Annotated in this window: 24 protein-coding genes and 3 rRNA genes; 22 read left to right on the top strand and 5 right to left on the bottom strand. The window is 43.6% G+C overall.

What is annotated here, in order from left to right; all coding sequences use genetic code 11:
* Window positions 1-58: 58 nt before the first annotated feature.
* The 3 genes from UE46_RS11620 to UE46_RS11610 all read right to left on the bottom strand — a co-directional run bounded on the left by UE46_RS11620 (window position 59) and on the right by UE46_RS11610 (window position 1,983).
* Window positions 59-967 carry a magnesium transporter CorA family protein gene (locus UE46_RS11620; RefSeq protein WP_036063443.1) on the bottom strand — a complete coding sequence of 303 codons (909 nt, stop codon included), beginning with the start codon at window positions 965-967 and terminating at the stop codon, window positions 59-61.
* 86 nt (window positions 968-1,053) lie between these two features.
* Window positions 1,054-1,521: a DMT family transporter gene (locus UE46_RS11615; protein ID WP_036063446.1), complete on the bottom strand. Its 468-nt coding sequence runs from the start codon at window positions 1,519-1,521 to the stop codon at window positions 1,054-1,056.
* A gap of 12 nt (window positions 1,522-1,533) precedes the next feature.
* A complete protein-coding gene (locus UE46_RS11610) occupies window positions 1,534-1,983 on the bottom strand; it encodes a DMT family transporter (RefSeq protein WP_036063448.1) in 450 nt (149 codons plus the stop codon).
* 184 nt (window positions 1,984-2,167) lie between these two features.
* Here UE46_RS11610 and UE46_RS11605 point away from each other — a divergent pair, with 184 nt between their 5' ends.
* The 6 genes from UE46_RS11605 (at window position 2,168) to UE46_RS11580 (ending at window position 7,058) form a co-directional block, all read left to right on the top strand.
* On the top strand, window positions 2,168-2,362 hold the full coding sequence (locus UE46_RS11605; RefSeq protein ID WP_036063450.1) for a hypothetical protein: 195 nt from the start codon (window positions 2,168-2,170) through the stop codon (window positions 2,360-2,362).
* A gap of 241 nt (window positions 2,363-2,603) precedes the next feature.
* Window positions 2,604-3,437 (top strand): MerR family transcriptional regulator, encoded by an 834-nt coding sequence (locus tag UE46_RS11600; RefSeq protein ID WP_036063452.1) that lies wholly within the window; start codon window positions 2,604-2,606, stop codon window positions 3,435-3,437.
* The gene (locus UE46_RS11595) at window positions 3,427-4,041 is read left to right on the top strand and encodes a GyrI-like domain-containing protein (RefSeq protein ID WP_118907639.1); all 615 of its coding nucleotides are present in this window, start codon (window positions 3,427-3,429) and stop codon (window positions 4,039-4,041) included. The genes UE46_RS11600 and UE46_RS11595 overlap by 11 nt, the downstream gene beginning before the upstream one ends.
* A 235-nt stretch (window positions 4,042-4,276) precedes the next feature.
* Entirely contained in the window at window positions 4,277-4,804 is a 528-nt protein-coding gene (locus UE46_RS11590; RefSeq protein ID WP_036063454.1) for a DUF3267 domain-containing protein, read from the top strand.
* Between the two features lie 114 nt (window positions 4,805-4,918).
* Window positions 4,919-5,770 carry a glucosaminidase domain-containing protein gene (locus tag UE46_RS11585; protein WP_036063456.1) on the top strand — a complete coding sequence of 284 codons (852 nt, stop codon included), beginning with the start codon at window positions 4,919-4,921 and terminating at the stop codon, window positions 5,768-5,770.
* 220 nt (window positions 5,771-5,990) lie between these two features.
* Window positions 5,991-7,058 carry a glucosaminidase domain-containing protein gene (locus UE46_RS11580; protein ID WP_118907638.1) on the top strand — a complete coding sequence of 356 codons (1,068 nt, stop codon included), beginning with the start codon at window positions 5,991-5,993 and terminating at the stop codon, window positions 7,056-7,058.
* 92 nt (window positions 7,059-7,150) lie between these two features.
* On the opposite strand, the gene UE46_RS11575 is transcribed toward UE46_RS11580, so the two are convergent.
* A complete protein-coding gene (locus tag UE46_RS11575) occupies window positions 7,151-7,906 on the bottom strand; it encodes an exodeoxyribonuclease III (RefSeq protein ID WP_118907637.1) in 756 nt (251 codons plus the stop codon).
* A 77-nt stretch (window positions 7,907-7,983) separates the two neighbouring features.
* Between UE46_RS11575 and UE46_RS11570 the strand changes: the two genes are divergently transcribed.
* Complete coding sequence (locus UE46_RS11570) at window positions 7,984-8,508, top strand: DUF1697 domain-containing protein (protein ID WP_036063457.1); 525 nt, start codon at window positions 7,984-7,986, stop codon at window positions 8,506-8,508.
* A 28-nt stretch (window positions 8,509-8,536) separates the two neighbouring features.
* On the top strand, window positions 8,537-9,769 hold the full coding sequence (pepT, locus tag UE46_RS11565; protein ID WP_036063459.1) for a peptidase T: 1,233 nt from the start codon (window positions 8,537-8,539) through the stop codon (window positions 9,767-9,769).
* 79 nt (window positions 9,770-9,848) lie between these two features.
* Here pepT and UE46_RS11560 read toward each other — a convergent pair whose 3' ends face one another.
* The gene (locus UE46_RS11560) at window positions 9,849-10,622 is read right to left on the bottom strand and encodes an ABC transporter ATP-binding protein (RefSeq protein ID WP_036063461.1); all 774 of its coding nucleotides are present in this window, start codon (window positions 10,620-10,622) and stop codon (window positions 9,849-9,851) included.
* A gap of 84 nt (window positions 10,623-10,706) precedes the next feature.
* On the opposite strand from UE46_RS11560, the gene UE46_RS11555 reads away from it, so the two are divergent.
* From UE46_RS11555 to purM, 14 genes are all read left to right on the top strand, one after another.
* Window positions 10,707-11,315, top strand: coding sequence for an HD domain-containing protein (locus UE46_RS11555; RefSeq protein WP_036063463.1), 609 nt, complete (start codon window positions 10,707-10,709; stop codon window positions 11,313-11,315).
* A gap of 340 nt (window positions 11,316-11,655) precedes the next feature.
* Window positions 11,656-13,207, top strand: a 16S ribosomal RNA gene (locus UE46_RS11550).
* Between the two features lie 262 nt (window positions 13,208-13,469).
* Window positions 13,470-16,401, top strand: a 23S ribosomal RNA gene (locus UE46_RS11545).
* A 94-nt stretch (window positions 16,402-16,495) separates the two neighbouring features.
* Window positions 16,496-16,611, top strand: a 5S ribosomal RNA gene (gene rrf / locus UE46_RS11540).
* Together the 16S, 23S and 5S rRNA genes form the textbook arrangement of a ribosomal RNA operon.
* A gap of 164 nt (window positions 16,612-16,775) precedes the next feature.
* A complete protein-coding gene (locus tag UE46_RS11535; RefSeq protein ID WP_411431067.1) occupies window positions 16,776-17,297 on the top strand; it encodes a DUF2179 domain-containing protein in 522 nt (173 codons plus the stop codon).
* Between the two features lie 173 nt (window positions 17,298-17,470).
* On the top strand, window positions 17,471-17,959 hold the full coding sequence (purE, locus tag UE46_RS11530) for a 5-(carboxyamino)imidazole ribonucleotide mutase (protein WP_036061604.1): 489 nt from the start codon (window positions 17,471-17,473) through the stop codon (window positions 17,957-17,959).
* Window positions 17,952-19,076 carry a 5-(carboxyamino)imidazole ribonucleotide synthase gene (gene purK, locus UE46_RS11525; RefSeq protein WP_036061605.1) on the top strand — a complete coding sequence of 375 codons (1,125 nt, stop codon included), beginning with the start codon at window positions 17,952-17,954 and terminating at the stop codon, window positions 19,074-19,076. Before purE ends, purK begins: the two co-directional genes overlap by 8 nt.
* A 19-nt stretch (window positions 19,077-19,095) precedes the next feature.
* Window positions 19,096-20,388, top strand: a complete 1,293-nt coding sequence (purB, locus tag UE46_RS11520) for an adenylosuccinate lyase (protein ID WP_036061607.1) — start codon at window positions 19,096-19,098, stop codon at window positions 20,386-20,388.
* A 59-nt stretch (window positions 20,389-20,447) separates the two neighbouring features.
* On the top strand, window positions 20,448-21,194 hold the full coding sequence (purC, locus tag UE46_RS11515) for a phosphoribosylaminoimidazolesuccinocarboxamide synthase (protein WP_051492988.1): 747 nt from the start codon (window positions 20,448-20,450) through the stop codon (window positions 21,192-21,194).
* Window positions 21,195-21,440: a phosphoribosylformylglycinamidine synthase subunit PurS gene (gene purS, locus UE46_RS11510; RefSeq protein WP_036061611.1), complete on the top strand. Its 246-nt coding sequence runs from the start codon at window positions 21,195-21,197 to the stop codon at window positions 21,438-21,440.
* Window positions 21,441-21,442: 2 nt separating this feature from the next.
* Window positions 21,443-22,126 (top strand): phosphoribosylformylglycinamidine synthase subunit PurQ, encoded by a 684-nt coding sequence (gene purQ / locus UE46_RS11505; RefSeq protein ID WP_118907635.1) that lies wholly within the window; start codon window positions 21,443-21,445, stop codon window positions 22,124-22,126.
* Window positions 22,119-24,344 (top strand): phosphoribosylformylglycinamidine synthase subunit PurL, encoded by a 2,226-nt coding sequence (purL, locus tag UE46_RS11500; RefSeq protein WP_036061613.1) that lies wholly within the window; start codon window positions 22,119-22,121, stop codon window positions 24,342-24,344. The genes purQ and purL overlap by 8 nt, the downstream gene beginning before the upstream one ends.
* Window positions 24,329-25,759: an amidophosphoribosyltransferase gene (gene purF / locus UE46_RS11495; protein ID WP_036061614.1), complete on the top strand. Its 1,431-nt coding sequence runs from the start codon at window positions 24,329-24,331 to the stop codon at window positions 25,757-25,759. Before purL ends, purF begins: the two co-directional genes overlap by 16 nt.
* 16 nt (window positions 25,760-25,775) lie before the next feature.
* A complete protein-coding gene (gene purM, locus UE46_RS11490; RefSeq protein WP_036061615.1) occupies window positions 25,776-26,825 on the top strand; it encodes a phosphoribosylformylglycinamidine cyclo-ligase in 1,050 nt (349 codons plus the stop codon).
* The last annotated feature ends 1 nt before the right edge of the window (window position 26,826 follow it).

Genomic DNA, 26,826 nt, shown 5'->3' with positions numbered 1-26,826 from the left:
CAATCAAATCCTTCCGAAGCAAAAAACCTACTAATGTCAGTAGGCAGTTCTGCAGATATTACCTTCTTAGTAATCTACGCAAGATGTAAGAAAGCCCAAACCATAAAACAAGACTAATCCCGATCGTAATAATCCATCCTGTTGCGTTATGTTCAAGGGGCAAGGGCATGTTCATCCCAAAAAATCCAGTAACGATCGTAGGTATGGTTAGCAAAATCGATAAAATAGTTAGTATTTGGATCGTATCATTTAGATTGTTATTCAAAATATTGTTATACGTGCCAGATAATTGCTGCAAAATTTGCGAAGATAGTTGCGTCATTTCAACTAACTGTCTGGCTTCAATCGATGCATCTTCTAATTGTTCTTTCTCACTTACACTCAACGTACGGTAAATGATATGCGTTCTTACTTGTTCCAGTAAAACGAGATTTTGCTTAGATGCCGCTACAAAATAAACAACGCCCGTTTCTAAATCCGATAAGGAAAGCAAATTCTTTTTCGTGGTTTTCTCCTTTAGCTTATCATTGATTCGTTTTCTATCCGCATCTAGCTCTTCTACAAACGGGAAAAAAGCATCTGTAATCATAAATAAAGAGCTAAATAAGAACTCGAAAAGGCTGATACTATCGTTATTTTCTACATAATTCTTCATTTTCGCGACAATGTATTGATTTTTATCATTCGTAACAGTAATCAATTGCGTACCTTTAATGACAAATGTTATCGGAACCGTTTCATAATGATCATCCCGCTTCATCGGGTCAGGAACATTAAAAAATATGGCAAAAGTATTTGTCGAAGGTTCATATTCGATATGTGCCCGCTCGTTTCTATCAAGAGAGTAAGCCACAATCTCATCGTCAATATCATATTCTTTATAGAAGCTTTTTAATTCATTCGAATCATCAATGTCTATATTAATCCAATCGCACGTTGAATTATTAAAAGACGTTTTAGTAATCATAGCGTTATCTCCCTTTTTTTCTGAGTTAGTCCATTTTCATTATAGCAGAATTCTTGAATAAGAAAGTATTATTTTTCGAGCAGCATTTAAAACCATTGAATTAGCAAAACGCCGCCGAGCATTGAAAGGACGCCAAGCACACGATAGCGATTAATTGGATGTCGAATGATTCCGAACCAGCCGAAATGATCTATGGTGAGCGCGATAATCATCTGTCCGCAAAGCGCTAAGACAACTGTAAGCGCGGACCCTAGCAGTGGTAATAGTAAAATATTCGACGTTACAAAAATAACACCGAGCGCGCCGCCAGTGAAAATCCACCACGGAATTCGGCCGACACCACGTAATGGAAATGTGAGTCTGCGTTCGACAATGAGAGACAAGAGCAGCAGGAGCGTCATCCCAACTAAAAATGAAATCATCGAAGCAATAATAGGCGAGTCGACGGCCACTCGAAGTCGGCTGTTAATCGATGTTTGAATCGGGGACATCATTCCCGCCGCAAGTCCCATACACATAAAAGCGATCATTGATTTAGATCTTTTGTTTGCCATGAAAAATCCCCCTTAATACCGTTGCATCAAAATAACACCGAAAAACATCATCGCAATTCCAATGACTCTCGGCAAATTTAATTCATGAATCGGCACGCTAAACCAACCAAAATGATCAATCAAAAGCGCCATCACCATTTGGCCGCAAAGCGTGATAACCACAGTCAACGCAGATCCAAGTCGTGGCATCAATAAAATATTCGACGTTAAGAAGAAAACGCCGAGCGCGCCACCGCCAAACCAAATCCACCAAGGATTCACCGCGAGCATATGTAAGTCAAATGTCCAACCGTGCTCAAAGATAAGTGCCAGCGCAATCAAGATGATACTTCCAATTAAAAAAGATACCCATGAAGCGATAAAAGGCGATTTTGTATAAGTTCGCAGTCGTGAATTTACGGCAGTTTGTACCGGAATCGTCATGCCGGCCATAAGCCCTGCAAACATCAGTAATAATGTCATTTGAAAATCCCCCTTTTTCAGTAGTATCCCCATTATAGAACAAATGTGCGAATCTGTCGTTTAAAATGTACCTGTCGTTATAATTGGATGGATTAATTTTTGCGGATATGTCATGTGAATCACTCCCAAACTTGAACTTTCTGCTATTAAATTATAACATGGGAGAAAGACAGGAGGAATACAGATGCGATTTCTAAAACTTTTCTTCAATGCTTTGGTGATTATCGGCCTTATTTTATTGGTCGCGCGATTGATAACAGTTGGTTTGCAGTTCGCAGGAATTGAATTTACAACTTTCTTTATCGATTACTCCGTGCCATCCCTAGCTATTCTACTAATCGGAGCGCTAGGCAGTTGGATTATTGATAAGCGTAAATAAGAAATGGGATATAACCCAAATAAATCCCCTGGATGCGAGCGCTCTTGTTCAACTTATGTAAAGCTTAATTTTCGTCTTACCTAAAATTAATTGGCGATGTGATTTTTATCTCGATTGAAGTTTTTTCCCAGACCACTTTTTTATATTACTTTCATGGCGATTTTGCCGATTCTAATATTCGTTATCCGCTTGACTCTCCACCTGTGTGATAGTTTATAATAGCTTGAAAAGGAGGCACATCATGTTCCAAATCGGTGAATTTTCCAAATTAGCCAATGTTAGTATCCGATCTCTACGCCATTACGATAAAATAGGTCTGCTCATCCCGGAAAAAATAAACACAGAAACCAATTACCGTCACTATTCCGCGAGTCAGTTGCAAACAATCAATAAAATTCAAAAACTAAAAGAAATCGGTCTCAGCCTTTCGGTGATCAAAGAAATTTTAGCATCAGGTTCAAACACAGAAACTATCCAAGCCCATTTTGCGATACGCGAACTAGAACTACAGGAAGAACTGGAAACCATCAAACAACAAAATCTACTTCTAGAAAGTTCACTGGCGGTTTTAAAAGACGACAGCGCCAAATTAAATTATCATGTTGTCCAAAAGGAAATACCAAAACGCTTCGTTGCTAGTGTGCGCGATACGATTCCAACGTTTGCGAATGAAGGTTGGCTTTGGGAACGGCTATACAAAGAAATCATCCCTCAACAAGTCCAATTTTCAAAAGAACCTTACAATATGGCGATATTCCATGATGAAACATATCTGGATGCAAATGTTGACGTTGAGGTTCAAGTAGCGCTGAAACAAAGCGATTATCAAGCAGTAAACGGCGTCATTTTTAAAGAAGTTCCAGCAGAAACCGTAGCTTCTGTTATAATAAATGGTAGCTATGAACAGATGACAGCAGTGACAGAAACCGTTGCCATCTGGCTCGAAAACCACAACTATCAACTAAATGGGCCGATGTTCAATATTTATCACGTATCGATCGCGACGGACCCGAATCCACAAAACTGGGTAACCGAAGCATGTTTCCCAATAAAGGAGCAGAACAATGAAATATGAATGGCGAAAACAAGACAAAAAAATTTATTTACCAAAAGCAACTCCCGAGATCATCGAATTAGAACCGATGAAATACATCACAATAAGCGGTAAAGGAAATCCAAATGCACCACTTTTTTCTGAATTGGTAACAGCGCTATACGCCACATCTTACGCCATAAAAATGATGCCCAAAAAAGGCGTAACACCAGAGGGTTATTACGACTACACTGTGTTCCCATTAGAAGGTTTCTGGAGTTTAGAAGCGGGCAGCATAGGGCTTGATAAAGATCAACTTATCTATAAAATTATGATCCGCCAACCTGACTTTATGACATCTGAATTGCTGGAAATTGCGCGCGAATCGATCGCAAAAAAAGTTCCAGCTGAACATCGCGAACAATTGAAATTCGAGGAGATAACAGAAGGTCTTAATTTACAAATGCTGCATCTTGGAAGTTACGACGATGAACCAGCAACATTCGCCAAGATGGAGGCATTTTGCGCGGAGAATAACTTAGAACGACTCAGCAAAAATCACAAGGAAATCTATTTATCAGATGCCAGTAAAGTTGCTCCAGAGAAATTGAAAACAACATTGCGATTTCAAATAAAATACAAATAAAGTTCCGCTACTATCTCCATTCATTAAAAACGAGTGGAGATAGTTTTTTTATGAAGGCAGAAACAACTTCTATATAGAAGAAAGACGGATTTTTTATTCGCATTTTTTACATAATAATTGTTTTCTACCCTTTTTTCATACTATAATGGGTACAGGGAAAGTAAAGAAATTTATATCATAGTTGTTAGCAAGGTTTGTAAGAAATGAGGTCAAGATTGTTATGAGGACACAAACGATGTCAAAAGAATACAACATTGTTGACGACAAAAAAAGAATGCAACTTATCAAAATAATGGCCACTACTCTCATTGCGATCATGTTAATCGTTGGCTTAATACTTGCTTTGCGCGAGTCTGTACCAATGAACTTCACAGTAGCTGGAATTATCTTATTTTGCATTGCACTATATATTGTTTTCACGTTTCACGAACTTATCCACGGCCTTCTTTTTTGGGTATTGAGCAATGGCAAATTAAAAATAAGCTTTAAAAAGGGTGTTCTTTATTTCAATTGTCCCAATCAATTATTTTCAAAATGGCAGTTCCAAATTATTAGTATTGGACCGTGTGTATTTTTAACCCTGATTCTAGTTATTTTAGCGTTAGAATTCCCAGTATATCTTGTTGGTATTTATCTATTGATTGCCGCACATTCTGGCCTATGCATAGCAGATTTTTATACAATGAAAATCGTATCTTCCGCACCCAAAAAAGCAAAAATAAAAGATACGAAAGAAGGCCTTGTTATTGTATCAGAAAAGTAATGGAAGTTTTGATTTATCGGTCTTAAGTTGGTTGCAATTACCACTACTTTTCAGATACAATACAAGGATAGGATAAAAAGGGCATCGAGGTACAGAAAGTAGGTTTTTGACAGAATGAGACGTCGGAAAAAAGCGCCACTTCTTATTGGAATTATACTCGCAGTCGTTTTAGTCGGCGGAATGCTCTTCATCGCAGTGGATAAACTATTTTTTACAGATGATGAGCCTGTCGAAGTGACACGGGTGGATTCACAACAACAGTTTATCGAACTACTAGCCAAACATGCGCAACAAATACAAGATGAAGAAGGAATTTTGACAAGTATCACGCTCGCCCAAGCCATTTTAGAGTCTGACTGGGGGAACAGTGGACTCGCAACAGAAGGACGAAATCTCTTTGGTATCAAGGGGCGATATCAAAATGATTCTGTAACGATGCCAACCCAAGAATACCAAAATGATACATGGATTACCGTGGATGCAGATTTCAGGAAATATCCAACATGGTTTGAGTCGCTAGATGATCACGCCAAGCTATTTTTAAAAGGAACTTCCTGGGATAAAAATAAGTATCGCAGTGTTGTCCAAGCTAAGGACTATAAAGTAGCAGCGAATGCACTGCAAAAATCGGGTTACGCGACGGATCCAGAATATGCTACGAAATTAATCGAACTCATTGAGCAAAGAAATTTAGAAGCGTACGATGAAATTTATGATCCAATTATTTCGCTCAAACCGATGCAAGAAACTGGTTCGGCAATACTTACAAAAGATACCGCTATTTGGTCGACACCACCCAGAACTAAAAAGGCGGAAAAGGTAAATAATTTAGCTAAATATGGAACGGAAAAACTAGAAATCGTTCAAGAAATGCAGCTGAAAAATGACACTTGGTACCAGATAAAAGATGCTGGAAAAATCTTAGGTTGGGTAAATAAAGATGTGATTCGCATTAAAACGCTATAATAATATAGCGTTTTTTTGATGTGTTCAAAAAAAAAACATATATTTAAACCCGCTTTATATAGCGGTCTAGACAAGTTCTGTAATATTATAAACAGAAACGACACATTCCTGTAACCTAAATGCAACACTAATTTTGCTAGAATGAACCCTGTTGATTTGAAAAGATACATGAAAACAAAAATACTATAAATAAAATCAGAAAGAAGTGTAGAATAAACGAATGAAAAAATCACTCAAGCGCAGCGTGGCTATTTTAGGAACAGTTGGAATGATAATGGGTACAATTGGTCTTCCAGTTAGCACATATGCAGCAGAACGAGAAAATAATTCACAAATAAGCTACACAAATTCCCAAGAAAAATTCCTAGATAAAATAGTTCCCGATGCCCAGAAATTACAACGCGAACATGGTATTCTAACAAGCGTTACGATTGCCCAAGCTATTTTAGAGTCTGGATGGGGCAACAGCGGTTTAACAAAACAAGCCAACAACCTATTCGGTATCAAAGGTAGTTATGAAGGTCAATCCATAACGATGAATACGAAAGAATTTTTTAACAATAGTTGGACGACGGTAGATGCCCCGTTCCGAGCATATCCAAGCTATTATGAATCGCTAGAAGATCATGCTTTGCTATTTGTAAATGGCCCATCGTGGAGCCCGAATAAATATGCAAGTCTAGTAGGTGAGGAAGACTATAGCAAGGCCGCCAACATTATCGAAGCGGGAGGCTATGCAACCGATCCTAATTATGCAGAGCAGCTTATTGAAACTGTAGAAACATACAACTTGGCAAAATACGATCAAGTCTATGACACGATTACAGCTAAAACAAGTATTTATGCATACGGCCAAGTGAAGTCAAATCAAAATGCTGCCATTTGGAGCACACCAGACACAGTAAAAGGTGCCATAAAAAAAGCTTCTCTAACAAATTATAAAGGCAAAGATTTACGCCTTATGAACCGAGCGACGGTGAGCAACGGTTCGACTTGGTATGAAGCCTCGTTAAACGGTAAGAATATCGGTTGGATAAATGCTACTAACTTGAACCTCGTATACACGACGTCGATGGAACAAAGCGTCAACTTAATCAGAGGTGTTGAAAATGCAAACGGTCAAATTTATGCTTTCCCAATCGTGGATACTAGTACGGTAAAAGGTTCACTTGCTGGACTAAAAGAAGTACACGTTGATAGCCAAGCAGTAGTTAACAATAAGATTTGGTATCGCGTAAATGATGGCGATAAACGACTTGGTTGGGTTGAATCCCCAATGTTAAAATAAAAGCTAAAAAATCTCGTATCCAGTAAAAATGGAACGAGATTTTTTTATTTAAAGGATTTAATAAAAGTTTGGCGAATATAGATACTATAGAGTTACATATCGATAACAAGCTCAACTGGACAATGATCCGACCCTAAGACATCCGCATGTATCGAGGCTTCTTCAATTTTATCCGCAATACGAGTAGATACAACAAAGTAATCAATGCGCCAACCAGTATTTCTAGCACGTGCATTCATTCGGTAAGACCACCAAGAGTAAGCTCCTTCTAATTCTGGATACAAATGTCGGAATGAATCTGTAAATCCTGCCGCAAGTAAGTCTGAGTATTTGCCACGTTCTTCATCAGAGAATCCAGCATTTTTGCGATTGGTTTTTGGATTTTTTAAATCGATCTCCTGATGCGCTACATTCAAATCACCACATACGATAACAGGTTTCACTTCATCTAATTTTTTCAAATGCGCCAAAAAGGCATCTTCCCAGTCCATCCGATAATCGAGGCGCTTTAGCTCATTTTGTGAATTAGGTGTGTAAACAGTAATCATATAAAACGCTGGAAACTCAAGTGTAATAACGCGACCTTCCTGATCATGCTCCTCCATATCCAGACCATATTGCACAGAGAGTGGCTTTACTTTCGAAAATATCGCTGTACCAGAGTAGCCTTTTTTCACAGCATAGTTCCAATAATCATGATAACCTGACAAATCTAATTCAATCTGACCTTGCTGTAGCTTCGTTTCCTGAAGGCAAAAAATATCCGCATCTACTTCTCTGAAATAATCCATAAATCCCTTTTTCTCAGCAGCTCTAAGTCCGTTCACATTCCAAGAAATTAATTTCAATTTTACCACTCCTTTAATAACTAATATTATACCTTACAATAATTATTAGGTATAATATGAAGGTGGGGAGGGAGCCGATGAAATACATTATATTTTTAAGAGCGATTAACGTTGGTGGAAACCGTAAGATAAAAATGGCGGATTTGAGAGATGCCTTTTTAAATGAAGGATACAATGATGTTATGACCTACATTCAGACTGGAAACATAATAGCAGAGCATGAAGAAACAAATCACGAAACTATCCAAAAAGACGTCGAACGATTCATCAAACACCATTTTGACTTGGATGTTCCAGTCGTCGCCTTTCATGTAACTGAATATGAAGGGGGAATTGAACAAAACCCTTTTAAAGGTGAGAAGCTGATGGTTCATTTTCTAGATATATTGCCTGAACAAGTGAATGTTGATAAATTAAAGGACCTAAGCCAAGCTGGGCAAGACGACTGTGAAGTAGTAGGTAGATTTTTATACATCTCTTTAAAAGCGGGTGTGTCAGACAGTCTATATTCTAATAACCTTGTAGAAAAAACATTACAAGTGAAGGCGACCGCAAGAAATTGGAACACCGTTTTAAAAATGGCTGAGAAAAGCAAGCAATGAAAGAATAAGAAATAAAGGAGACTGGAAAATGAAAAATGAAATAATGGAACGTTTTATAAAGTATGTAAAAATGGATACCCAATCAAATGAAGCAAGTTCTACCATCCCAACGACACCAGGACAACTTGAATTAGGTAGAGTACTAGTAGCAGAATTGAAACATATTGGACTGGAAGAAGTAACAATGGATGAGAACGGCTATGTCATGGCAACACTTCCAAGCAATTCAACCAAAAAATTAGCAACGATTGGCTTTTTAGCGCATCTCGATACAGCTACAGATATGACTGGTACTAATGTATCCCCACAAATTCATGAAAATTTTGACGGAAAAGCCATTGTGTTGAACGAAGGTTTAGGAGTTGTTTTATCTCCAGAATCATTCCCTGAATTGCCTACATATAAAGGACAGACGCTAATTACGACTGATGGCACAACTCTTCTCGGAGCAGATGACAAGGCTGGAATAACCGAAATAATCGTTGCGATGAACTATTTAATCAATCATCCTGAAATAAAACATGGAAGAATTCGCGTGGCATTTACGCCTGATGAAGAAATTGGAAGAGGTCCACAACAATTTGACGTGGAAGCTTTCGATGCAGAATTTGCGTATACAATGGACGGAGGGCCACTTGGGGAGTTAGAATATGAGAATTTCAACGCAGCTGCAGCTCGTATTACATTCAAAGGGAATAGTGTTCATCCAGGAACAGCTAAAGATAAGATGGTAAATGCCAATAAAATAGCTATGGAATTTCATAGTTATTTACCGGCAGAGGAAGTACCAGAAAAAACAGAGGGTTATGAAGGCTTCTATCATTTGATTTCGTTGAATGGTGATGTGGAGGTAGCAAATTCTTATTATATTATTCGAGATTTTGACCATGAGGGCTTTCTTGCAAGGAAAGCGACTATTTCCGATATAGCAAAGCAATTGCAAGCGAAGTATGGTGAGTCTGCTATTGAGTTAGAAATGAATGACCAATATTACAACATGAAAGAGAAAGTGGAACCAGTCAAAGAAATTGTAGATATAGCATATAAAGCAATGAAGAATTTAGATATTGAACCTGATATACGCCCAATAAGAGGTGGAACAGATGGTGCACAGCTTTCTTTCAAAGGCCTGCCAACACCGAACATCTTTACTGGTGGAGAGAATTATCATGGGAAATTTGAGTATATATCCGTAGATAGCATGGTAAAAGCCACACAGGTTATCATTGAAATAGCTCAATTATTTGAACAAGAGGCGTAAAGTTATGAAATAATTTTGTTTCTGAGGAATGGCGGATTCTAAAATACCTACCTCAGAAACAATGTTTTAAATCATATTACTATTTTGGAAAAACAGATATTTGTCCGTTTTCTAAAGTAATGACATCTACATCATGATTATAAAAAGAAGATAGCTTTTCTGTTGTAAGCATAGTACTTGTTAGCCCAGAATCGTATTTTTTACCACCTCTTAGTAAAAGCGTATGACCAAAACAGGGCAATATTTCTTCGGTATGATGAGTTACATAAAGAATTGTAGGGGCAGAAGGCAGTTTTGCAATAGTACTAATGCGATCTAATAACCGTTTCTTTGCAAAGATATCTAATCCAGTACATGGTTCATCCAGAATCAATAACTCAGGGGTTGCCATAAGCGCTCTAGCAATCAACACAATTTGTCGTTCTCCTTGCGAAAGAATGCTATACCTTTTCCCAATTAAATCTTCGCCACCGCAATCAATTAAAATTTTACGTGCAGATTCTCTTTCCTCTATAGTAGTTCCTTGATACAACCCTATACTTGCAAATTTTCCGCTAACAACAATGACCTCAGCAAGATCGTATTCTTTTAACTGCTGTTGTAAAGAAGAACTGACCCAACCAATTGATTTGCGGAGTTCAGGCAAAGAAGTTTCTCCAAATCTGTGACCTAGAACATCAAGTGATCCAGAACTAGGCCACAGATAACCGTTTAGCAATTTTAATAGCGTTGTTTTTCCTGATCCATTCAGACCAAGAACCGCCCAGTTCTCTTTATTACAAACTTTCCAATCGATAGACTCTAATAAAAATCGTCCATCACGCTTTAAACACACTTGATTAAACTCAAACATACTGATTCCTCCTAGCTAGTTAGTATATCTATATTTTACATAACAATTAGAAAATTTGGAAATATAAAGTGAGGTAATAATAAAATGGATAATTTAGTTTTTGAAAGAGCTGAGGAGTTTATTAAGAAAGAATTTATCAACGAAAAAACTGGACACGACTGGCATCACATTGAAAGAGTCTACAAAATGGCCCATTATCTCCAAAAATACGAGGGCGGGAACTTGGAGATAATTAAATTAGCAGCATTATTTCATGACTATACAGATAAGAAATTGAAAGATGATCCAAAGTGTGCGGAATTGAAGATGAAAGCTTGGTTTAAATTAAATGGCGTAACACAAATAGACATAGAAGCTATTTTAGTGATTATTCAAAACGTATCTTTTAGTAGTAAAGAAAGTAGCCACTCTAATTTAAGTTTAGAAGGAAAAATTGTGCAGGATGCAGATCGATTAGATGCCATTGGAGCAATTGGAATAGCTAGATGCTTTACGTATGGAGGCGCAAAAGGAAGGTATATCTATAACCCGAAAGATCAGAAGTCAACAAGTATACAACATTTTTATGATAAGCTTCTAAAGATCAAAGATAAGATTCAGACTGACACGGCTAAGGAGATAGCGGTACAGAGACACGAGATGCTTTTATTCTTTTTAAGAGAGCTCGAAGATGAATGCAATATACAATTTTAATGAATTAAAATAAAACAGTTGCATTTTATGAATATATATTATATACTTAAAAAGTTCTCAAGTGAGGGCGAAAAAAAATACTGAAAATAAGTTGTTGACACGCTAATATGTTATATGATAAGATATAAAAGTTGTGTTAAACAAATGACTGACCTTTGAAAACTGAACAGAAACAAAGATAAAACCAATAGAGACAGCAATGTTTCTAGGTAAGAATCGCAGGGCGGAAATAGAAAGCTATTTCCAAAAGTAATACTAGTAAAGTAATTTGCTAGCGAAGTCAATTTGACGCAAGGATCTTATTCACGGTGTTGAATAAGTATTCAGATTCATCTTTAATTTTAAAGAGAGTTTGATCCTGGCTCAGGACGAACGCTGGCGGCGTGCCTAATACATGCAAGTCGAACGAACCGAAGAAAGAGCTTGCTCTTTCCGACGTTAGTGGCGGACGGGTGAGTAACACGTGGGCAACCTGCCTGTAAGTTGGGGATAACTCCGGGAAACCGGGGCTAATACCGAATGATAACAAGCGTCGCATGACGCCTGTTTGAAAGATGGTTTCGGCTATCGCTTACAGATGGGCCCGCGGTGCATTAGCTAGTTGGTAGGGTAATGGCCTACCAAGGCAACGATGCATAGCCGACCTGAGAGGGTGATCGGCCACACTGGGACTGAGACACGGCCCAGACTCCTACGGGAGGCAGCAGTAGGGAATCTTCCGCAATGGACGAAAGTCTGACGGAGCAACGCCGCGTGTGTGAAGAAGGTTTTCGGATCGTAAAGCACTGTTGTTAGAGAAGAACAAGGATAAGAGTAACTGCTTGTCCCTTGACGGTATCTAACCAGAAAGCCACGGCTAACTACGTGCCAGCAGCCGCGGTAATACGTAGGTGGCAAGCGTTGTCCGGATTTATTGGGCGTAAAGCGAGCGCAGGCGGTTTCTTAAGTCTGATGTGAAAGCCCCCGGCTCAACCGGGGAGGGTCATTGGAAACTGAGAGACTTGAATGCAGGAGAGGTAAGTGGAATTCCACGTGTAGCGGTGAAATGCGTAGATATGTGGAGGAACACCAGTGGCGAAGGCGGCTTACTGGCCTGTAATTGACGCTGAGGCTCGAAAGCGTGGGGAGCAAACAGGATTAGATACCCTGGTAGTCCACGCCGTAAACGATGAGTGCTAAGTGTTAGGGGGTTTCCGCCCCTTAGTGCTGCAGCTAACGCATTAAGCACTCCGCCTGGGGAGTACGACCGCAAGGTTGAAACTCAAAGGAATTGACGGGGGCCCGCACAAGTGGTGGAGCATGTGGTTTAATTCGAAGCAACGCGAAGAACCTTACCAGGTCTTGACATCCTTTGACCATTCTGGAGACAGAACTTTCCCTTCGGGGACAAAGTGACAGGTGGTGCATGGTTGTCGTCAGCTCGTGTCGTGAGATGTTGGGTTAAGTCCCGCAACGAGCGCAACCCTTAATTTTAGTTGCCAGCATTTAGTTGGGCACTCTAAAGTGACTGCCGGTGCAAGCCGGAGGAAGGTGGGGATGACGTCAAATCATCATGCCCCTTATGACCTGGGCTACACACGTGCTACAATGGATAATACAAAGGGTTGCCAAACCGCGAGGTCGAGCTAATCCCATAAAATTATTCTCAGTTCGGATTGTAGGCTGCAACTCGCCTACATGAAGCCGGAATCACTAGTAATCGTGGATCAGCATGCCACGGTGAATACGTTCCCGGGCCTTGTACACACCGCCCGTCACACCACGAGAGTTTGTAACACCCGAAGTCGGTAGGGTAACCTTTATGGAGCCAGCCGCCGAAGGTGGGACAGATAATTGGGGTGAAGTCGTAACAAGGTAGCCGTATCGGAAGGTGCGGCTGGATCACCTCCTTTCTAAGGAAAAGGAAACCTGCTTTTGTTTTATCTTCTGTTTTGTTCAGTTTTGAGAGGTCAATTCTCTCTAAAGAAGAAAGTTGTTCTTTGAAAACTAGATAAGAAAGTTAGTAAAGTGCGGTATAAGTCTTTGACTTGTACCAACCAAGTAAGAACCGAGAATCAACTGAAAGTAACCTTTCAACTAACCGATACGGCCATCGCTGGCTCGTAGACGTTAGGAACATACCCGTGGCGAGTTCGAAAGAACAACGACCCACATGGTTAAGTTAGAAAGGGCGCACGGTGGATGCCTTGGCACTAGGAGCCGAAGAAGGACGGGACTAACACCGATATGCTTTGGGGAGCTGTACGTAAGCGTTGATCCAGAGATTTCCGAATGGGGGAACCCACTATCTTTAGTCGGATAGTATCCTTACGTGAATACATAGCGTAAGGAAGGCAGACCCAGGGAACTGAAACATCTAAGTACCTGGAGGAAGAGAAAGAAAAATCGATTTCCTGAGTAGCGGCGAGCGAAACGGAAAGAGCCCAAACCAAGAAGCTTGCTTCTTGGGGTTGTAGGACACTCTATACGGAGTTACAAAAGAAAGTGGTAAACGAAGTGGTCTGGAAAGGCCCGCCAAAGAAGGTAACAGCCCTGTAATTGAAATCATTTTCCCTCCAGAGTGGATCCTGAGTACGGCGGAACACGTGAAATTCCGTCGGAATCCGGGAGGACCATCTCCCAAGGCTAAATACTCCCTAGTGACCGATAGTGAACCAGTACCGTGAGGGAAAGGTGAAAAGCACCCCGGAAGGGGAGTGAAACAGTTCCTGAAACCGTGTGCCTACAAGTAGTTAGAGCCCGTTAATGGGTGATAGCGTGCCTTTTGTAGAATGAACCGGCGAGTTACGATTTGTTGCAAGGTTAAGCGGAAAAAGCGGAGCCGTAGCGAAAGCGAGTCTGAATAGGGCGCATGAGTAACAGGTCGTAGACCCGAAACCAGGTGATCTACCCATGTCCAGGATGAAGGTGAGGTAATACTCACTGGAGGTCCGAACCCACGCACGTTGAAAAGTGCGGGGATGAGGTGTGGGTAGCGGAGAAATTCCAATCGAACCTGGAGATAGCTGGTTCTCTCCGAAATAGCTTTAGGGCTAGCCTCGAGGTAAAGAGTCGTGGAGGTAGAGCACTGTTTGGACTAGGGGCCCTTCTCGGGTTACCGAATTCAGATAAACTCCGAATGCCATGTACTTATACTCGGGAGTCAGACTGCGAGTGATAAGATCCGTAGTCGAAAGGGAAACAGCCCAGACCACCAGTTAAGGTCCCAAAATATATGTTAAGTGGAAAAGGATGTGGGGTTGCATAGACAACCAGGATGTTGGCTTAGAAGCAGCCACCATTGAAAGAGTGCGTAATAGCTCACTGGTCGAGTGACCCCGCGCCGAAAATGTACCGGGGCTAAACATATTACCGAAACTGTGGATGAACATCTTTGGATGTTCGTGGTAGGAGAGCGTTCTAAGGGCGGTGAAGTCAGACCGGAAGGACTGGTGGAGCGCTTAGAAGTGAGAATGCCGGTATGAGTAGCGAAAGACGGGTGAGAATCCCGTCCACCGAATATCTAAGGTTTCCTGAGGAAGGCTCGTCCGCTCAGGGTTAGTCGGGACCTAAGCTGAGGCCGATAGGCGTAGGCGATGGACAACAGGTAGATATTCCTGTACCAGTGCTGTTTGTTTGAGCAATGGGGTGACACAGAAGGATAGGGAATCGCACGGATGGAAATGTGCGTCCAAGCAGTGAGTGTGAGAAGTAGGCAAATCCGCTTCTCGCGAAGCATGAGCTGTGATGGGGAAGGAAATTAAGTACGGAAGTTCCTGATTTCACGCTGTCAAGAAAAGCCTCTAGTTAGAATAGTACTGCCCGTACCGCAAACCGACACAGGTAGATGAGGAGAGAATCCTAAGGTGAGCGAGAGAACTCTCGTTAAGGAACTCGGCAAAATGACCCCGTAACTTCGGGAGAAGGGGTGCTCTATTAGGGTGAAAGCCCGAGAGAGCCGCAGTGAATAGGCCCAGGCGACTGTTTAGCAAAAACACAGGTCTCTGCAAAACCGTAAGGTGACGTATAGGGGCTGACGCCTGCCCGGTGCTGGAAGGTTAAGAGGAGTGCTTAGCGCAAGCGAAGGTACGAATTGAAGCCCCAGTAAACGGCGGCCGTAACTATAACGGTCCTAAGGTAGCGAAATTCCTTGTCGGGTAAGTTCCGACCCGCACGAAAGGCGCAACGATCTGGGCACTGTCTCAACGAGAGACTCGGTGAAATTATAGTACCTGTGAAGATGCAGGTTACCCGCGACAGGACGGAAAGACCCCGTGGAGCTTTACTGCAACCTGATATGGAATGTTTGTACCGCTTGTACAGGATAGGTAGGAGCCGAAGAGACGTGAGCGCTAGCTTACGAGGAGGCAATGGTGGGATACTACCCTGGCTGTATGACCATTCTAACCCACCACGCTTAGCGCGTGGGGAGACAGTGTCAGGTGGGCAGTTTGACTGGGGCGGTCGCCTCCTAAAGAGTAACGGAGGCGCCCAAAGGTTCCCTCAGAATGGATGGAAATCATTCGCAGAGTGTAAAGGCACAAGGGAGCTTGACTGCGAGACTGACAAGTCGAGCAGGGACGAAAGTCGGGCTTAGTGATCCGGTGGTTCCGCATGGAAGGGCCATCGCTCAACGGATAAAAGCTACCCCGGGGATAACAGGCTTATCTCCCCCAAGAGTCCACATCGACGGGGAGGTTTGGCACCTCGATGTCGGCTCGTCGCATCCTGGGGCTGTAGTCGGTCCCAAGGGTTGGGCTGTTCGCCCATTAAAGCGGCACGCGAGCTGGGTTCAGAACGTCGTGAGACAGTTCGGTCCCTATCCGTCGCGGGCGCAGGAAATTTGAGAGGAGCTGTCCTTAGTACGAGAGGACCGGGATGGACACACCGCTGGTGTACCAGTTGTTCCGCCAGGAGCATCGCTGGGTAGCTATGTGTGGCAGGGATAAACGCTGAAAGCATCTAAGCGTGAAGCCCCCCTCAAGATGAGATTTCCCATTTCTTCGGAAAGTAAGATCCCTGAAAGAAGATCAGGTAGATAGGTTTGGAGTGGAAGTATGGCGACATATGGAGCGGACAAATACTAATCGATCGAGGACTTAACCAAACGTAATATGGAGGCTCGGACTCCGAACGGTCATGCACAGACCGACTTTCTTATCTAGTTTTGAGAGAACAGCGTTCTTTCTATCAAAACATTGTCTGGTGGTTACGGCGAAGAGGTCACACCCGTTCCCATCCCGAACACGGAAGTTAAGCTTTTCAGCGCCGATGGTAGTAGGGGGCTTCCCCCTGTGAGAGTAGGTCGTCGCCGGGCAATGATAAAAGTACTCGTTTTTTATGAGTGCTTTTTTATTTTGTTAATGTATTGTTATTTAGTCTATTTATACGGTAGGTATATGTTTAAAAAATAGAAATTAGTGAAAAATATGTGTAAGAGCATGTACATAAGGAGGGGTTATTTTGGGAGATGCTGTTGGAATGGTGCTCACGATTTTCATTATCAATATTTTGTATGTATCATTAAATACGGTTAGATTGTTAATGACGATGAAAGGCTATCGATATCGTGCGGCTATAGTGAGTGTATTCGAGATAGTGGTCTATATTGTAGCGCTTGGGATGGTTATGAGTAATCTGAATGATATCGCGAATATAGCGGCGTATGCACTTGGTTTTGGTGTGGGTATTATTGTTGGGATGAAGATTGAGGAGCGATTGGCACTCGGCTATATCACCGTTAATGTGATTACGAAGGACTATAACATAGATTTAGCTAATCAGATTAGAAATGCGGGTTATGGGGTTACTAGTTGGTTGGCTAGCGGGCGTGATGGAGAGCGGATGATGCTTGAAATATTAACACCGCGGAAGAATGAGAATAAATTGTATCAGCGTATTATTGAGTTGGATGATAAGGCCTTTATCGTGTCTTCAGAGCCAAGGCAAATTTATGGCGGCTTCTGGGTGAAGCAAGTGCGTGGTGGGGTTAAGAAAAAGTAACTTTCTAATGGAAGTTACTTTTTTTGGTCTAAAATAGGATTAAACACGAACGTTACATAGTTGTTTGTTTTTATTGTTCGATTTTTATGGTTGACTTTACTGACAGCTATTGTTAGAATGAAGAGGTCAAATGATGTTGGATTAGATGAAATGAATGAGGAGTTGAACATTGAATGTGTGCACAAGTTGGTGTCATTATGGGAAGTACTTCTGATTGGGAGACGATGAGGAAGGCATGTGAGGTATTGGAAGAACTTGAAATTGCTTATGAGAAGAAGGTTGTTTCTGCACACCGCACACCGGATTTGATGTTTACATATGCAGAAAATGCGAGAAGTCGCGGGATTAAGGTCATTATTGCAGGGGCTGGAGGGGCCGCTCATTTGCCAGGTATGGTTGCTGCGAAGACGACTTTACCTGTTATTGGTGTTCCTATGAAGTCAAAAGCGTTAAATGGACTGGATTCTTTATTATCGATTGTGCAGATGCCTGGAGGGGTTCCAGTCGCTACTGTCGCAATAGGTGAGGCGGGTGCGGTAAATGCTGGATTACTCGCTGCGCAAATTTTATCGGTCGAAAATGAGGTAATTGCTAGCCGTTTGGAAAATAGACGTGATACACTAGAAGAAAATGTTCTAGAAAGTAGTGATTCTCTTGAGTAAAACGTATTTATTACCAAACAGCGTGATTGGAATTATCGGAGGTGGGCAGTTAGGCCGAATGATGGCTTTGGCTGCAAAAGCGATGGGATTCCGAGTGATTGTACTTGATCCGACTGTGGATGCTCCGTGTGGGCAAGTGGCGGATGAGCAGATTGTTGCGAATTATACGGATCTGGCGGCTTTGAAGGAATTGGCTGAGAAAAGTGATGTTGTGACATATGAATTTGAAAATGTGGATAATGATGCGATTCGTTCGATAGAGGACATTGTTCGTGTTCCGCAAGGTTCGGAGTTATTGTCGATTACGCAGGATCGTATTTTAGAAAAAGCGTATTTGGAGTCGATTAATATTAATTTGGCGCCTTATGCGGTGATTGTAGATAAGGATGATATTGTTCAGCATATTAGCAGTTTGGGCTATCCGGCGGTGCTTAAGACGACGCAGGGTGGTTATGATGGTAAGGGGCAGTATGTGATTCAGAGTGAGGATGATATTGATAAGGCGCTTGGCTTATTGCGTTTTGGGACGTGTGTGCTGGAGGCTTGGATTCCGTTTGAGCGGGAGGTTTCGGTGATTGTGGCGCGTAATGCTGCTGGACAAATTGAGACGTTTCCTGTAGCGGAGAATGATCATAAAAATAATATATTGCACACGACGGTTGTGCCGGCGACGCTTGATACGGAATCGGTTCATGAGGCGGAGTCGATTGCGGTGAAGTTGGCGGAATATCTTCATTTGGAAGGTGTGCTGGCTGTTGAGATGTTTGTGACGAGTTCAGGCGCGATTTATGTAAATGAGTTGGCTCCTAGACCGCATAACTCGGGACATTTTTCGATTGAGGCCTGTAATATTTCGCAGTTTACGCAGCATATCAGAGCGATTGCTGGATTGCCGCTTTTGGAAGTGGAGTTGTTGCGTCCGGCGATGATGGTGAATATTTTGGGGCAACATGTGGATGGTGTGAATGAGGTGTTGGACGCGCATCCGGAATGGTTTGTTCATTATTATGGAAAACAAGAGGCGAAGATTGATCGCAAAATGGGGCATATAACGGTGCTCAGTGATAATCCGCTTGTGGAGATAGAAAAATTACGTGCAATGCAAATTTGGAGTTAATTGGGGGATTTGAGAAACAATGATTGAACGGTATACGAGAGAAGAAATGGGCAATATTTGGACGGAGCAAAATCGTTTTCAGGCGTGGTTGGAAGTTGAGATTCTAGCTTGTGAGGCTTGGGCGGAGCTTGGTGAAATTCCGAAAGAGGATGTAGCGAAGATTCGTGAAAATGCGACATTTGATGTGGCGCGGATTCAGGAGATTGAGCTTGAGACGCGTCATGATGTTGTGGCGTTTACGAGAAGTGTGTCGGAATCGCTTGGTGATGAGCGTAAGTGGGTGCATTATGGTTTGACGTCAACGGATGTTGTGGATACGGCTAATTCGTATATTTTGAAACAAGCCAATGAGATTTTGCGTGCGGATTTGGAGCGGTTTATCGAGATTTTGGCGAACAAAGCGAAAGAGTATAAGCATACGGTTTGTATGGGGCGGACGCATGGTGTGCACGCGGAACCGACGACGTTTGGCTTGAAATTAGCGCTTTGGCATGAGGAAATGAAGCGGAATTTGGAACGGTTTAATCGTGCTGCGGATGGCGTGGAATTCGGGAAGATTTCTGGGGCTGTTGGGACGTACGCGAACATTGATCCGTTTGTGGAGGAGTATGTTTGTGAAAAGTTAGGTACGACGCCGGCTCCGATTTCGACGCAGACGTTGCAACGGGATCGTCATGCGGATTATATGGCGACGCTGGCTTTGATTGCGACTTCTGTTGAAAAATTTGCTGTGGAGGTTCGTGCGCTGCAAAAGAGTGAGGTCCGTGAAGTGGAAGAGTTTTTTGCGAAGGGGCAAAAAGGGTCTTCTGCAATGCCGCATAAGCGTAATCCAATTGGTTCGGAGAATGTGACTGGCTTAGCGCGTGTGATTCGTGGGCACATGGTGACGGCGTATGAGAATGTGCCGCTGTGGCATGAGCGTGATATTTCGCATTCTTCTGCGGAACGGATTATCTTGCCGGATGCGACGATTTTGCTTGATTATATTTTGAATCGGTTTGGTAATATCGTGAAGAATTTGACGGTGTTCCCGGAGAATATGAAGCGCAATATGGACCGGACGCTGGGTCTGATTTATTCGCAGCGTGTGTTGTTAACGTTGATCGATAAAGGGATGGCTCGTGAGGAGGCGTATGACACGGTGCAACCTAAGGCGATGGAAGCTTGGGAGACGCAAGTGCCGTTTAAGACGCTAGTTGAGGCGGAACCTAAGATTACGGATTTGCTTTCTCAGGATGAAATTGATGGTTGTTTTGATTATAATTATCACTTGAAACAGGTGGATATGATTTTTAAACGCTTAGGGCTTTAAGGAAATGCATCATGAAAAACTATGAGGGATTACGGTGTCTTCATGGTTTTTCATGCTTTATGGATTCAAAATTCGAAATTAAAAGGAGACTTTTTATCGTGGCGAATTTATTGTATGAGGGTAAGGCGAAACGGTTGTTTAGTACGGATCAGGATGGTGTGTTGCGGGTGGCGTATAAGGATGATGCGACGGCGCTGAATGGGGAACGTAAGGAGAGTTTTGCGAGTAAGGGGCGCTTGAATAATGAGATTACGTCGCGGATTTTTACATATTTGCGAGATGCTGGGATTAAGAGTCATTTTGTGGAGCAGTTGTCGGATACGGAGCAGTTGGTGCGCTCGGTGGAGATTATTCCGCTTGAGGTTGTCGTGCGAAATGTGATTGCGGGAAGTCTTGCTAAACGTCTTGGGGTTCCTGAGGGGACGCCGACAAAGAAGCCTATTGTGGAGTTTTATTATAAGGAAGATGCGCTTGATGATCCGTTTATTAATGACGCGCATGTGCTTTATTTAGAGGCGGCGACGGAGGATGAGATTGCGATTTTGAAACAGGCTGCGCTTGAGATTAATGTGGTGTTATGTGAATTATTCGCAAAAATGAATATTACGCTGATTGATTTCAAATTGGAATTTGGGCGTGATGAGAATGGAAATATTTTGCTTGCGGATGAGATTTCGCCGGATACGTGCCGATTATGGGATCGGGATACGAATGCCAAGCTGGATAAGGATGTCTTTCGTCGGAATATTGGGAATTTAACAGCGGTTTATGAAGAAGTTTTGAAAAGATTAAAGGAGGTTGTTTGAATGTATAATGTGAAGGTGTTTGTGACGTTGAAGAAAAGTGTGTTGGATCCGCAAGGGACTGCTGTGATGGGATCGCTGAAGAGTTTGAATTACGGCGAGGTTGAGGATGTGCGGATTGGAAAATATATGGAGATTCAAGTGGCGAAATCGGATCGGGATATTCATGCGGTCTTGGATGAAATGTGTGATAAGTTGCTGACAAACCCAGTGATGGAAGATTATCGTTATGAAATCGAGGAGGCTTAAGGATGAAATTTGCTGTCATTCAATTTCCAGGTTCGAATTGTGATTTAGATATGTTGCATGCGATAGAAGATGCGCTCGGGGAAGAGGCGGAATATGTGTGGCATGCCGAGACGAGTTTAGATGGTTTTGATGCGGTGCTGCTTCCTGGTGGATTCTCGTATGGGGATTACTTGCGGACGGGTGCGATTGCGAAATTTGCGAACATTATGCCGGAAGTGGTGCGGTTTGCGGAAACTGGGAAGCCGGTGCTTGGTGTTTGTAATGGTTTTCAGATTTTGGCGGAGAGTGGGTTGCTTCCTGGGGCTTTGATTCGGAATAATAATCTTCATTTTGTTTGTAAAACGGTGAGTTTGCGTGTGGAGAATGCGGAGACGATGTTTACGTCGGAATATGCGGGGGGGGAAGAGATTCGGATTCCTGTGGCGCATGGTGAGGGGAATTATTATTGCGATGATGCGACGCTTGCGGAATTGCGGGCGAATGGGCAAATTGTGTTCACGTATGCGTCGGAAAACCCTAATGGGAGTATTGCAAATATTGCTGGGATTACGAATAAGGCCGGGAATGTACTTGGTATGATGCCACATCCGGAGCGTGCTGTGGAGGATGTTGTTGGTGGAACGGCTGGACTTGGCGTTTTTAAATCGATGTTGAAGGCTTGGAAGGAGGAACAAGTACATGCTTAATGTGAATCAGGAACCGTCAGCGGCGCAAATTAAGGAACAGAAAATTTATGAGACGATGGGGCTCAGTGAGAGTGAGTATGGTCTTGTTTGTGATATTTTGAAGAGAAAACCGAATTATACGGAAACGGGTTTGTTTTCGGTCATGTGGTCGGAACATTGTAGTTATAAAAATTCAAAACCGGTGTTGCGCAAGTTCCCGACGGAGGGCCCGCAAGTGTTGCAAGGTCCTGGTGAGGGGGCTGGAATTGTGGATATCGGTGATGGTCTTGGTGTTGCTTTTAAAGTGGAGAGTCATAATCATCCGTCTTATGTGGAGCCGTATCAAGGCGCTGCGACTGGTGTTGGTGGCATTATTCGCGATGTATTTTCGATGGGCGCGCGTCCGATTGCGATGCTAAACTCGCTTCGTTTTGGTGAGATTGATAATCCGCATACGAAATATTTGGTGAATGAGGTTGTGGCTGGGATTGCTGGTTACGGGAATTCGATTGGGATTCCGACGGTTGGCGGCGAGGTGCAGTTTGATCCGTGTTATGCGAAGAATCCTTTAGTAAATGCGATGTGTGTTGGCCTGATTGCAAAAGAGGATATTCAAAAAGGTCAGGCGGTCGGTGTTGGTAATCCAGTGATGTACGTTGGTGCGAAAACAGGACGCGACGGGATTCATGGGGCTACTTTTGCTTCGGTGGAATTTAGTGAAGAGGGCGAGCAGCAGCGTTCGGCGGTTCAAGTAGGAGATCCGTTTATGGAGAAATTGTTGCTGGAGGCATGTCTGGACTTGATTCGTGATCATTCGGATATTTTGATTGGGATTCAGGATATGGGCGCCGCGGGCTTGGTGAGTTCGAGTTCGGAGATGGCATCAAAGGCTGGGTCTGGCTTGGAGCTTATTATGGATGATGTGCCGCAACGGGAAACGCATATGTCGGCGTATGAAATGTTGCTTTCGGAGTCGCAGGAACGGATGCTTTTATGTGTGAAAAAAGGACATGAGGCGGAGATCAAGGCGTTGTTTGAGCGTTATGGCTTGGAGGCTGTGACGATTGGAACGGTGACGGATGATAAGATGTATAAAATTGTACATCACGGGGAAGTTGTGGCAAATGTGCCGGTTGATGCGCTTGCTGAGGATGCGCCTGTGTATTATAAACCTTCATCGGAGCCGCAGCGTTATCGTGATTTCCAAACGGAAGAGGCTTATGCGCCGGTCGTGACGGATGTTATGGCGACTTGGAAAGCGTTACTTGGACAGCCAACGATTGCTAGTAAACGCCATATTTATGAGCAGTTTGATTATCAAGTTCGGACGAATACGGCGGTAGCACCTGGTTCGGATGCGGCGGTACTGCGAGTTCGTGGCACGAATAAGGCGATTGCAATGACGACAGATTGTAATTCGCGTTACTTGTATTTGGATCCTGAAAAAGGTGGTCAAATTGCGGTTGCGGAAGCTGCGCGGAATATTGTTTGTTCAGGCGCGAAACCGCTGGCGATTACGGATGGTCTGAATTTTGGGAATCCGGAGAAACCGGAAATATTCTGGGAGATTGAGAAAGCGGCGGACGGCATTAGTGCGGCTTGCTTAGAGCTTGATACGCCAGTTATTTCGGGGAATGTTTCGATGTATAATGAGACGGATGGTGAAGGAATTTATCCAACGCCGGTGATTGGAATGGTTGGTTTGGTCGAGGATGTGGCGCATATTACGACGCAAGGTTTCAAAGCGGCGGGCGATGTGATTTATTTAATCGGCGAAACGAAGCCGGAATTTAGCGGTTCGGAATTGCAAAAATTGGAGCAAGGCAAAATTAGTGGACGCGCGCCTGAGCTTGATTTGCAGGTGGAGAGACGTTATCAGCAGTTCTTGTTGACGGCGATTCGTGAGGGTCTTGTTGCTTCGGCGCATGATTTGGCGGAAGGCGGACTTGCGGTAGCACTTGCTGAGGCAGGTTTTGCGAACGATTTGGGCGCAGCAATCCAAGTACCTTTTGCGGAGGAATTGCTGTTTAGTGAATCGCAATCGCGTTTCTTGGTATCGGTGAAAGCGGATGATGCTGCGAAATTCGAGCAGTTGTTTGAAACGGAAAAAGTGGTGCGTTTAGGCGAAGTTACAGAGGTGCCGCAATTGGTGGTGCAAACGGAAAAATCAGCAATTACAGCCGAACTTAGTGAGTTAAAACAAGTTTGGGAAGGGGCTATTCCATGTCTACTGAAATAAGAGGATTGAATGAGGAATGTGGTATTTTCGGGATTTGGAATCATCCGAGTGCGGCGCAGATCACGTATTATGGTCTGCATAGTTTGCAGCATCGTGGGCAAGAGGGTGCTGGAATTGTGTCGACGGATGGCGTGACGCTAAAAGGGCATCGTAACTTGGGTTTGCTTGCGGATGTGTTTAAGCACGGGGAATTGGATGATCTTGTTGGGAAGTCGGCAATTGGGCATGTGCGTTATGCGACGGCTGGTGGCAAGAGTTTGAGCAATGTCCAACCGTTTTTATTCCACTTCCAAAATTCGAGTCTGGCGCTGGCGCATAATGGGAATTTGATTAATGCGCAGACGCTTCGTCAGGAGTTGGAAGAGGAAGGTGCGATTTTCCAAACGAGTTCGGATACGGAGGTGCTGGCGCATTTGCTCAAACGTAGCCAGACGGGATCGTTTGTGGAGGATTTGAAAGTGGCGCTGAACAAGGTCAAGGGCGGTTTTGCGTATATGCTTTTGACGGAGAATGAGTTGATTGCAGCGCTTGATCCGAATGGTTTTCGACCGCTTTCGATTGGGAAAATTGGAGATTCGTATGTGATTGCTTCGGAGACGTGTGCGTTTGATACGGTTGGCGCGGAGTTTGTGCGTGATGTGGAGCCGGGTGAGCTGATTATTATTGATGATGATGGCCTGCATATTGAGAAATTTACGGAAGACGTGAAGCATTCGATTTGTAGTATGGAATATGTGTATTTTGCGCGTCCTGACTCGAATATTGCGGGAATTAATGTCCATTCGGCGCGAAAACGGATGGGGAAACGGTTGGCCAAGGAGGCTTTTATTGAGGCGGATGTGGTGACGGGTGTTCCTGATTCGAGTATCTCGGCGGCGATTGGTTATGCGGAGGAAACGGGTATTCCGTATGAGCTGGGCTTGATTAAGAACCGGTATGTGGCGCGGACGTTTATTGAGCCGTCGCAGGAATTACGGGAACAAGGTGTGAAAATGAAATTGTCGGCGGTGCGCGGTGTTGTCGAGGGCAAACGGGTGGTCATGATTGATGATTCGATTGTGCGCGGAACGACGAGTCGCCGGATTGTGCAGTTATTGCGTGAGGCGGGTGCGGCAGAAGTCCATGTGCGGATTGCTTCGCCACCGCTTGCTTTTCCGTGTTTTTACGGGATTGATATTCAGACGCGGAGTGAGTTGATTGCGGCGAATTATTCGGTGGATGAGATTTGTCGGATTATCGGTGCGGATTCGCTGACGTATTTGTCGGAGGACGGCCTGGTTGAAGCAGTTGGTAAGCCGTATCCAGATGAGCCGTATGGCGGACTTTGTATGGCGTATTTTAACGGGGATTACCCGACGGAATTATTTGATTATGAAAAAGAATATTTGGCGAGTTTAGAAGCCGAGTCACGTTGAGAGGGGAATTTTGCAAATGGCAGAGAATGCGTATAGTAAGGCTGGCGTTGATGTAGAGGCGGGTTATGAGGTTGTGGAGCGGATCCAAAAGCATGTGGCTCGTACGAAGCGTAACGGTGTGATGGGCGCGATTGGTTCGTTTGGCGGGATGTTTGATCTTAGCGGGCTTGGCTTGCGTGAACCTGTGCTTGTTTCGGGGACGGATGGCGTTGGTACGAAGTTGCTGCTTGCGATTGAGGCGGATAAGCATGATACGATCGGCGTGGACTGTGTCGCGATGTGTGTGAACGATATCTTGGCGCAGGGCGCGGAACCGCTGTTTTTCTTGGATTATATTGCGACGGGGAAAACGATTCCGGGCAAGATGGAGCAGATTGTTAAGGGTGTTGCGGATGGCTGCGAGTTGGCTGGGTGCGCGCTTGTTGGTGGTGAGACGGCGGAGATGCCGGATATGTATGGTGCGGATGATTATGACTTGGCTGGATTCACGGTCGGTGCGGTCGAGAAGGCGGACGTGATTACGGGTGAAAAGGTGGCGGCTGGCGATGTCTTGATTGGCTTGCCTTCGAGTGGAATTCATAGTAATGGATACTCGTTGGTACGCAAAATTTTCTTTAAGGAGCATGACTTTGCGCTGGATACGGTTTTGCCGGAGCTTGGGGGCAAGACGCTTAGTGATGAGCTGTTGACGCCGACGCGGATTTATGTGAAGCCTGTTTTGGAAGTTATTAAAAATGTAACGGTGCACGGGATTTCGCATGTTACGGGTGGCGGTTTTATCGAGAATTTGCCACGGGTATTGCCAGAGGATTTGGCGGTGTCGATTACGCGTGATGCATGGCCGGTTTTGCCGATTTTTGATGCGTTGCAAAGTTATGGTGAAATTGATGCGGACGAGATGTATGGTATTTTTAACATGGGAATCGGCATGGTGCTTGTCGTTGCGGCAGACGATGCGGAACAGACGCTTGCTATTTTAGCAGAACAAGGTGAAAAAGCGTATACGATTGGAAAAGTGACGCCGAAAGAAGCTAGCGCACAAGTCGTTTTTACAGGGGGCAACTAGG

It is taken from the genome of Listeria weihenstephanensis (assembly GCF_003534205.1).
Lineage (GTDB): Bacteria > Bacillota > Bacilli > Lactobacillales > Listeriaceae > Listeria_A > Listeria_A weihenstephanensis.
This window is presented reverse-complemented; position numbering and strand designations above follow the sequence as displayed.

Excerpts from the sequence above, each read along its gene's own strand:
- purL (WP_036061613.1), top strand. The coding sequence starts at position 22,119 with ATGCTTAATGTGAATCAGGAACCGTCAGCGGCGCAAATTAAGGAACAG.
- pepT (WP_036063459.1), top strand. The coding sequence starts at position 8,537 with ATGAAAAATGAAATAATGGAACGTTTTATAAAGTATGTAAAAATGGAT.
- purS (WP_036061611.1), top strand. The coding sequence starts at position 21,195 with ATGTATAATGTGAAGGTGTTTGTGACGTTGAAGAAAAGTGTGTTGGAT.
- UE46_RS11600 (WP_036063452.1), top strand. The coding sequence starts at position 2,604 with ATGTTCCAAATCGGTGAATTTTCCAAATTAGCCAATGTTAGTATCCGA.
- UE46_RS11605 (WP_036063450.1), top strand. The coding sequence starts at position 2,168 with ATGCGATTTCTAAAACTTTTCTTCAATGCTTTGGTGATTATCGGCCTT.
- purB (WP_036061607.1), top strand. The coding sequence starts at position 19,096 with ATGATTGAACGGTATACGAGAGAAGAAATGGGCAATATTTGGACGGAG.
- UE46_RS11585 (WP_036063456.1), top strand. The coding sequence starts at position 4,919 with ATGAGACGTCGGAAAAAAGCGCCACTTCTTATTGGAATTATACTCGCA.
- UE46_RS11595 (WP_118907639.1), top strand. The coding sequence starts at position 3,427 with ATGAAATATGAATGGCGAAAACAAGACAAAAAAATTTATTTACCAAAA.
- purF (WP_036061614.1), top strand. The coding sequence starts at position 24,329 with ATGTCTACTGAAATAAGAGGATTGAATGAGGAATGTGGTATTTTCGGG.
- purE (WP_036061604.1), top strand. The coding sequence starts at position 17,471 with ATGTGTGCACAAGTTGGTGTCATTATGGGAAGTACTTCTGATTGGGAG.
- purQ (WP_118907635.1), top strand. The coding sequence starts at position 21,443 with ATGAAATTTGCTGTCATTCAATTTCCAGGTTCGAATTGTGATTTAGAT.
- UE46_RS11610 (WP_036063448.1), bottom strand. The coding sequence starts at position 1,983 with ATGACATTATTACTGATGTTTGCAGGGCTTATGGCCGGCATGACGATT.
- UE46_RS11560 (WP_036063461.1), bottom strand. The coding sequence starts at position 10,622 with ATGTTTGAGTTTAATCAAGTGTGTTTAAAGCGTGATGGACGATTTTTA.
- UE46_RS11570 (WP_036063457.1), top strand. The coding sequence starts at position 7,984 with ATGAAATACATTATATTTTTAAGAGCGATTAACGTTGGTGGAAACCGT.
- UE46_RS11555 (WP_036063463.1), top strand. The coding sequence starts at position 10,707 with ATGGATAATTTAGTTTTTGAAAGAGCTGAGGAGTTTATTAAGAAAGAA.
- purC (WP_051492988.1), top strand. The coding sequence starts at position 20,448 with ATGGATTCAAAATTCGAAATTAAAAGGAGACTTTTTATCGTGGCGAAT.
- UE46_RS11590 (WP_036063454.1), top strand. The coding sequence starts at position 4,277 with ATGTCAAAAGAATACAACATTGTTGACGACAAAAAAAGAATGCAACTT.
- UE46_RS11535 (WP_411431067.1), top strand. The coding sequence starts at position 16,776 with ATGGTGCTCACGATTTTCATTATCAATATTTTGTATGTATCATTAAAT.
- UE46_RS11620 (WP_036063443.1), bottom strand. The coding sequence starts at position 967 with ATGATTACTAAAACGTCTTTTAATAATTCAACGTGCGATTGGATTAAT.
- UE46_RS11580 (WP_118907638.1), top strand. The coding sequence starts at position 5,991 with ATGAAAAAATCACTCAAGCGCAGCGTGGCTATTTTAGGAACAGTTGGA.
- UE46_RS11615 (WP_036063446.1), bottom strand. The coding sequence starts at position 1,521 with ATGGCAAACAAAAGATCTAAATCAATGATCGCTTTTATGTGTATGGGA.
- purM (WP_036061615.1), top strand. The coding sequence starts at position 25,776 with ATGGCAGAGAATGCGTATAGTAAGGCTGGCGTTGATGTAGAGGCGGGT.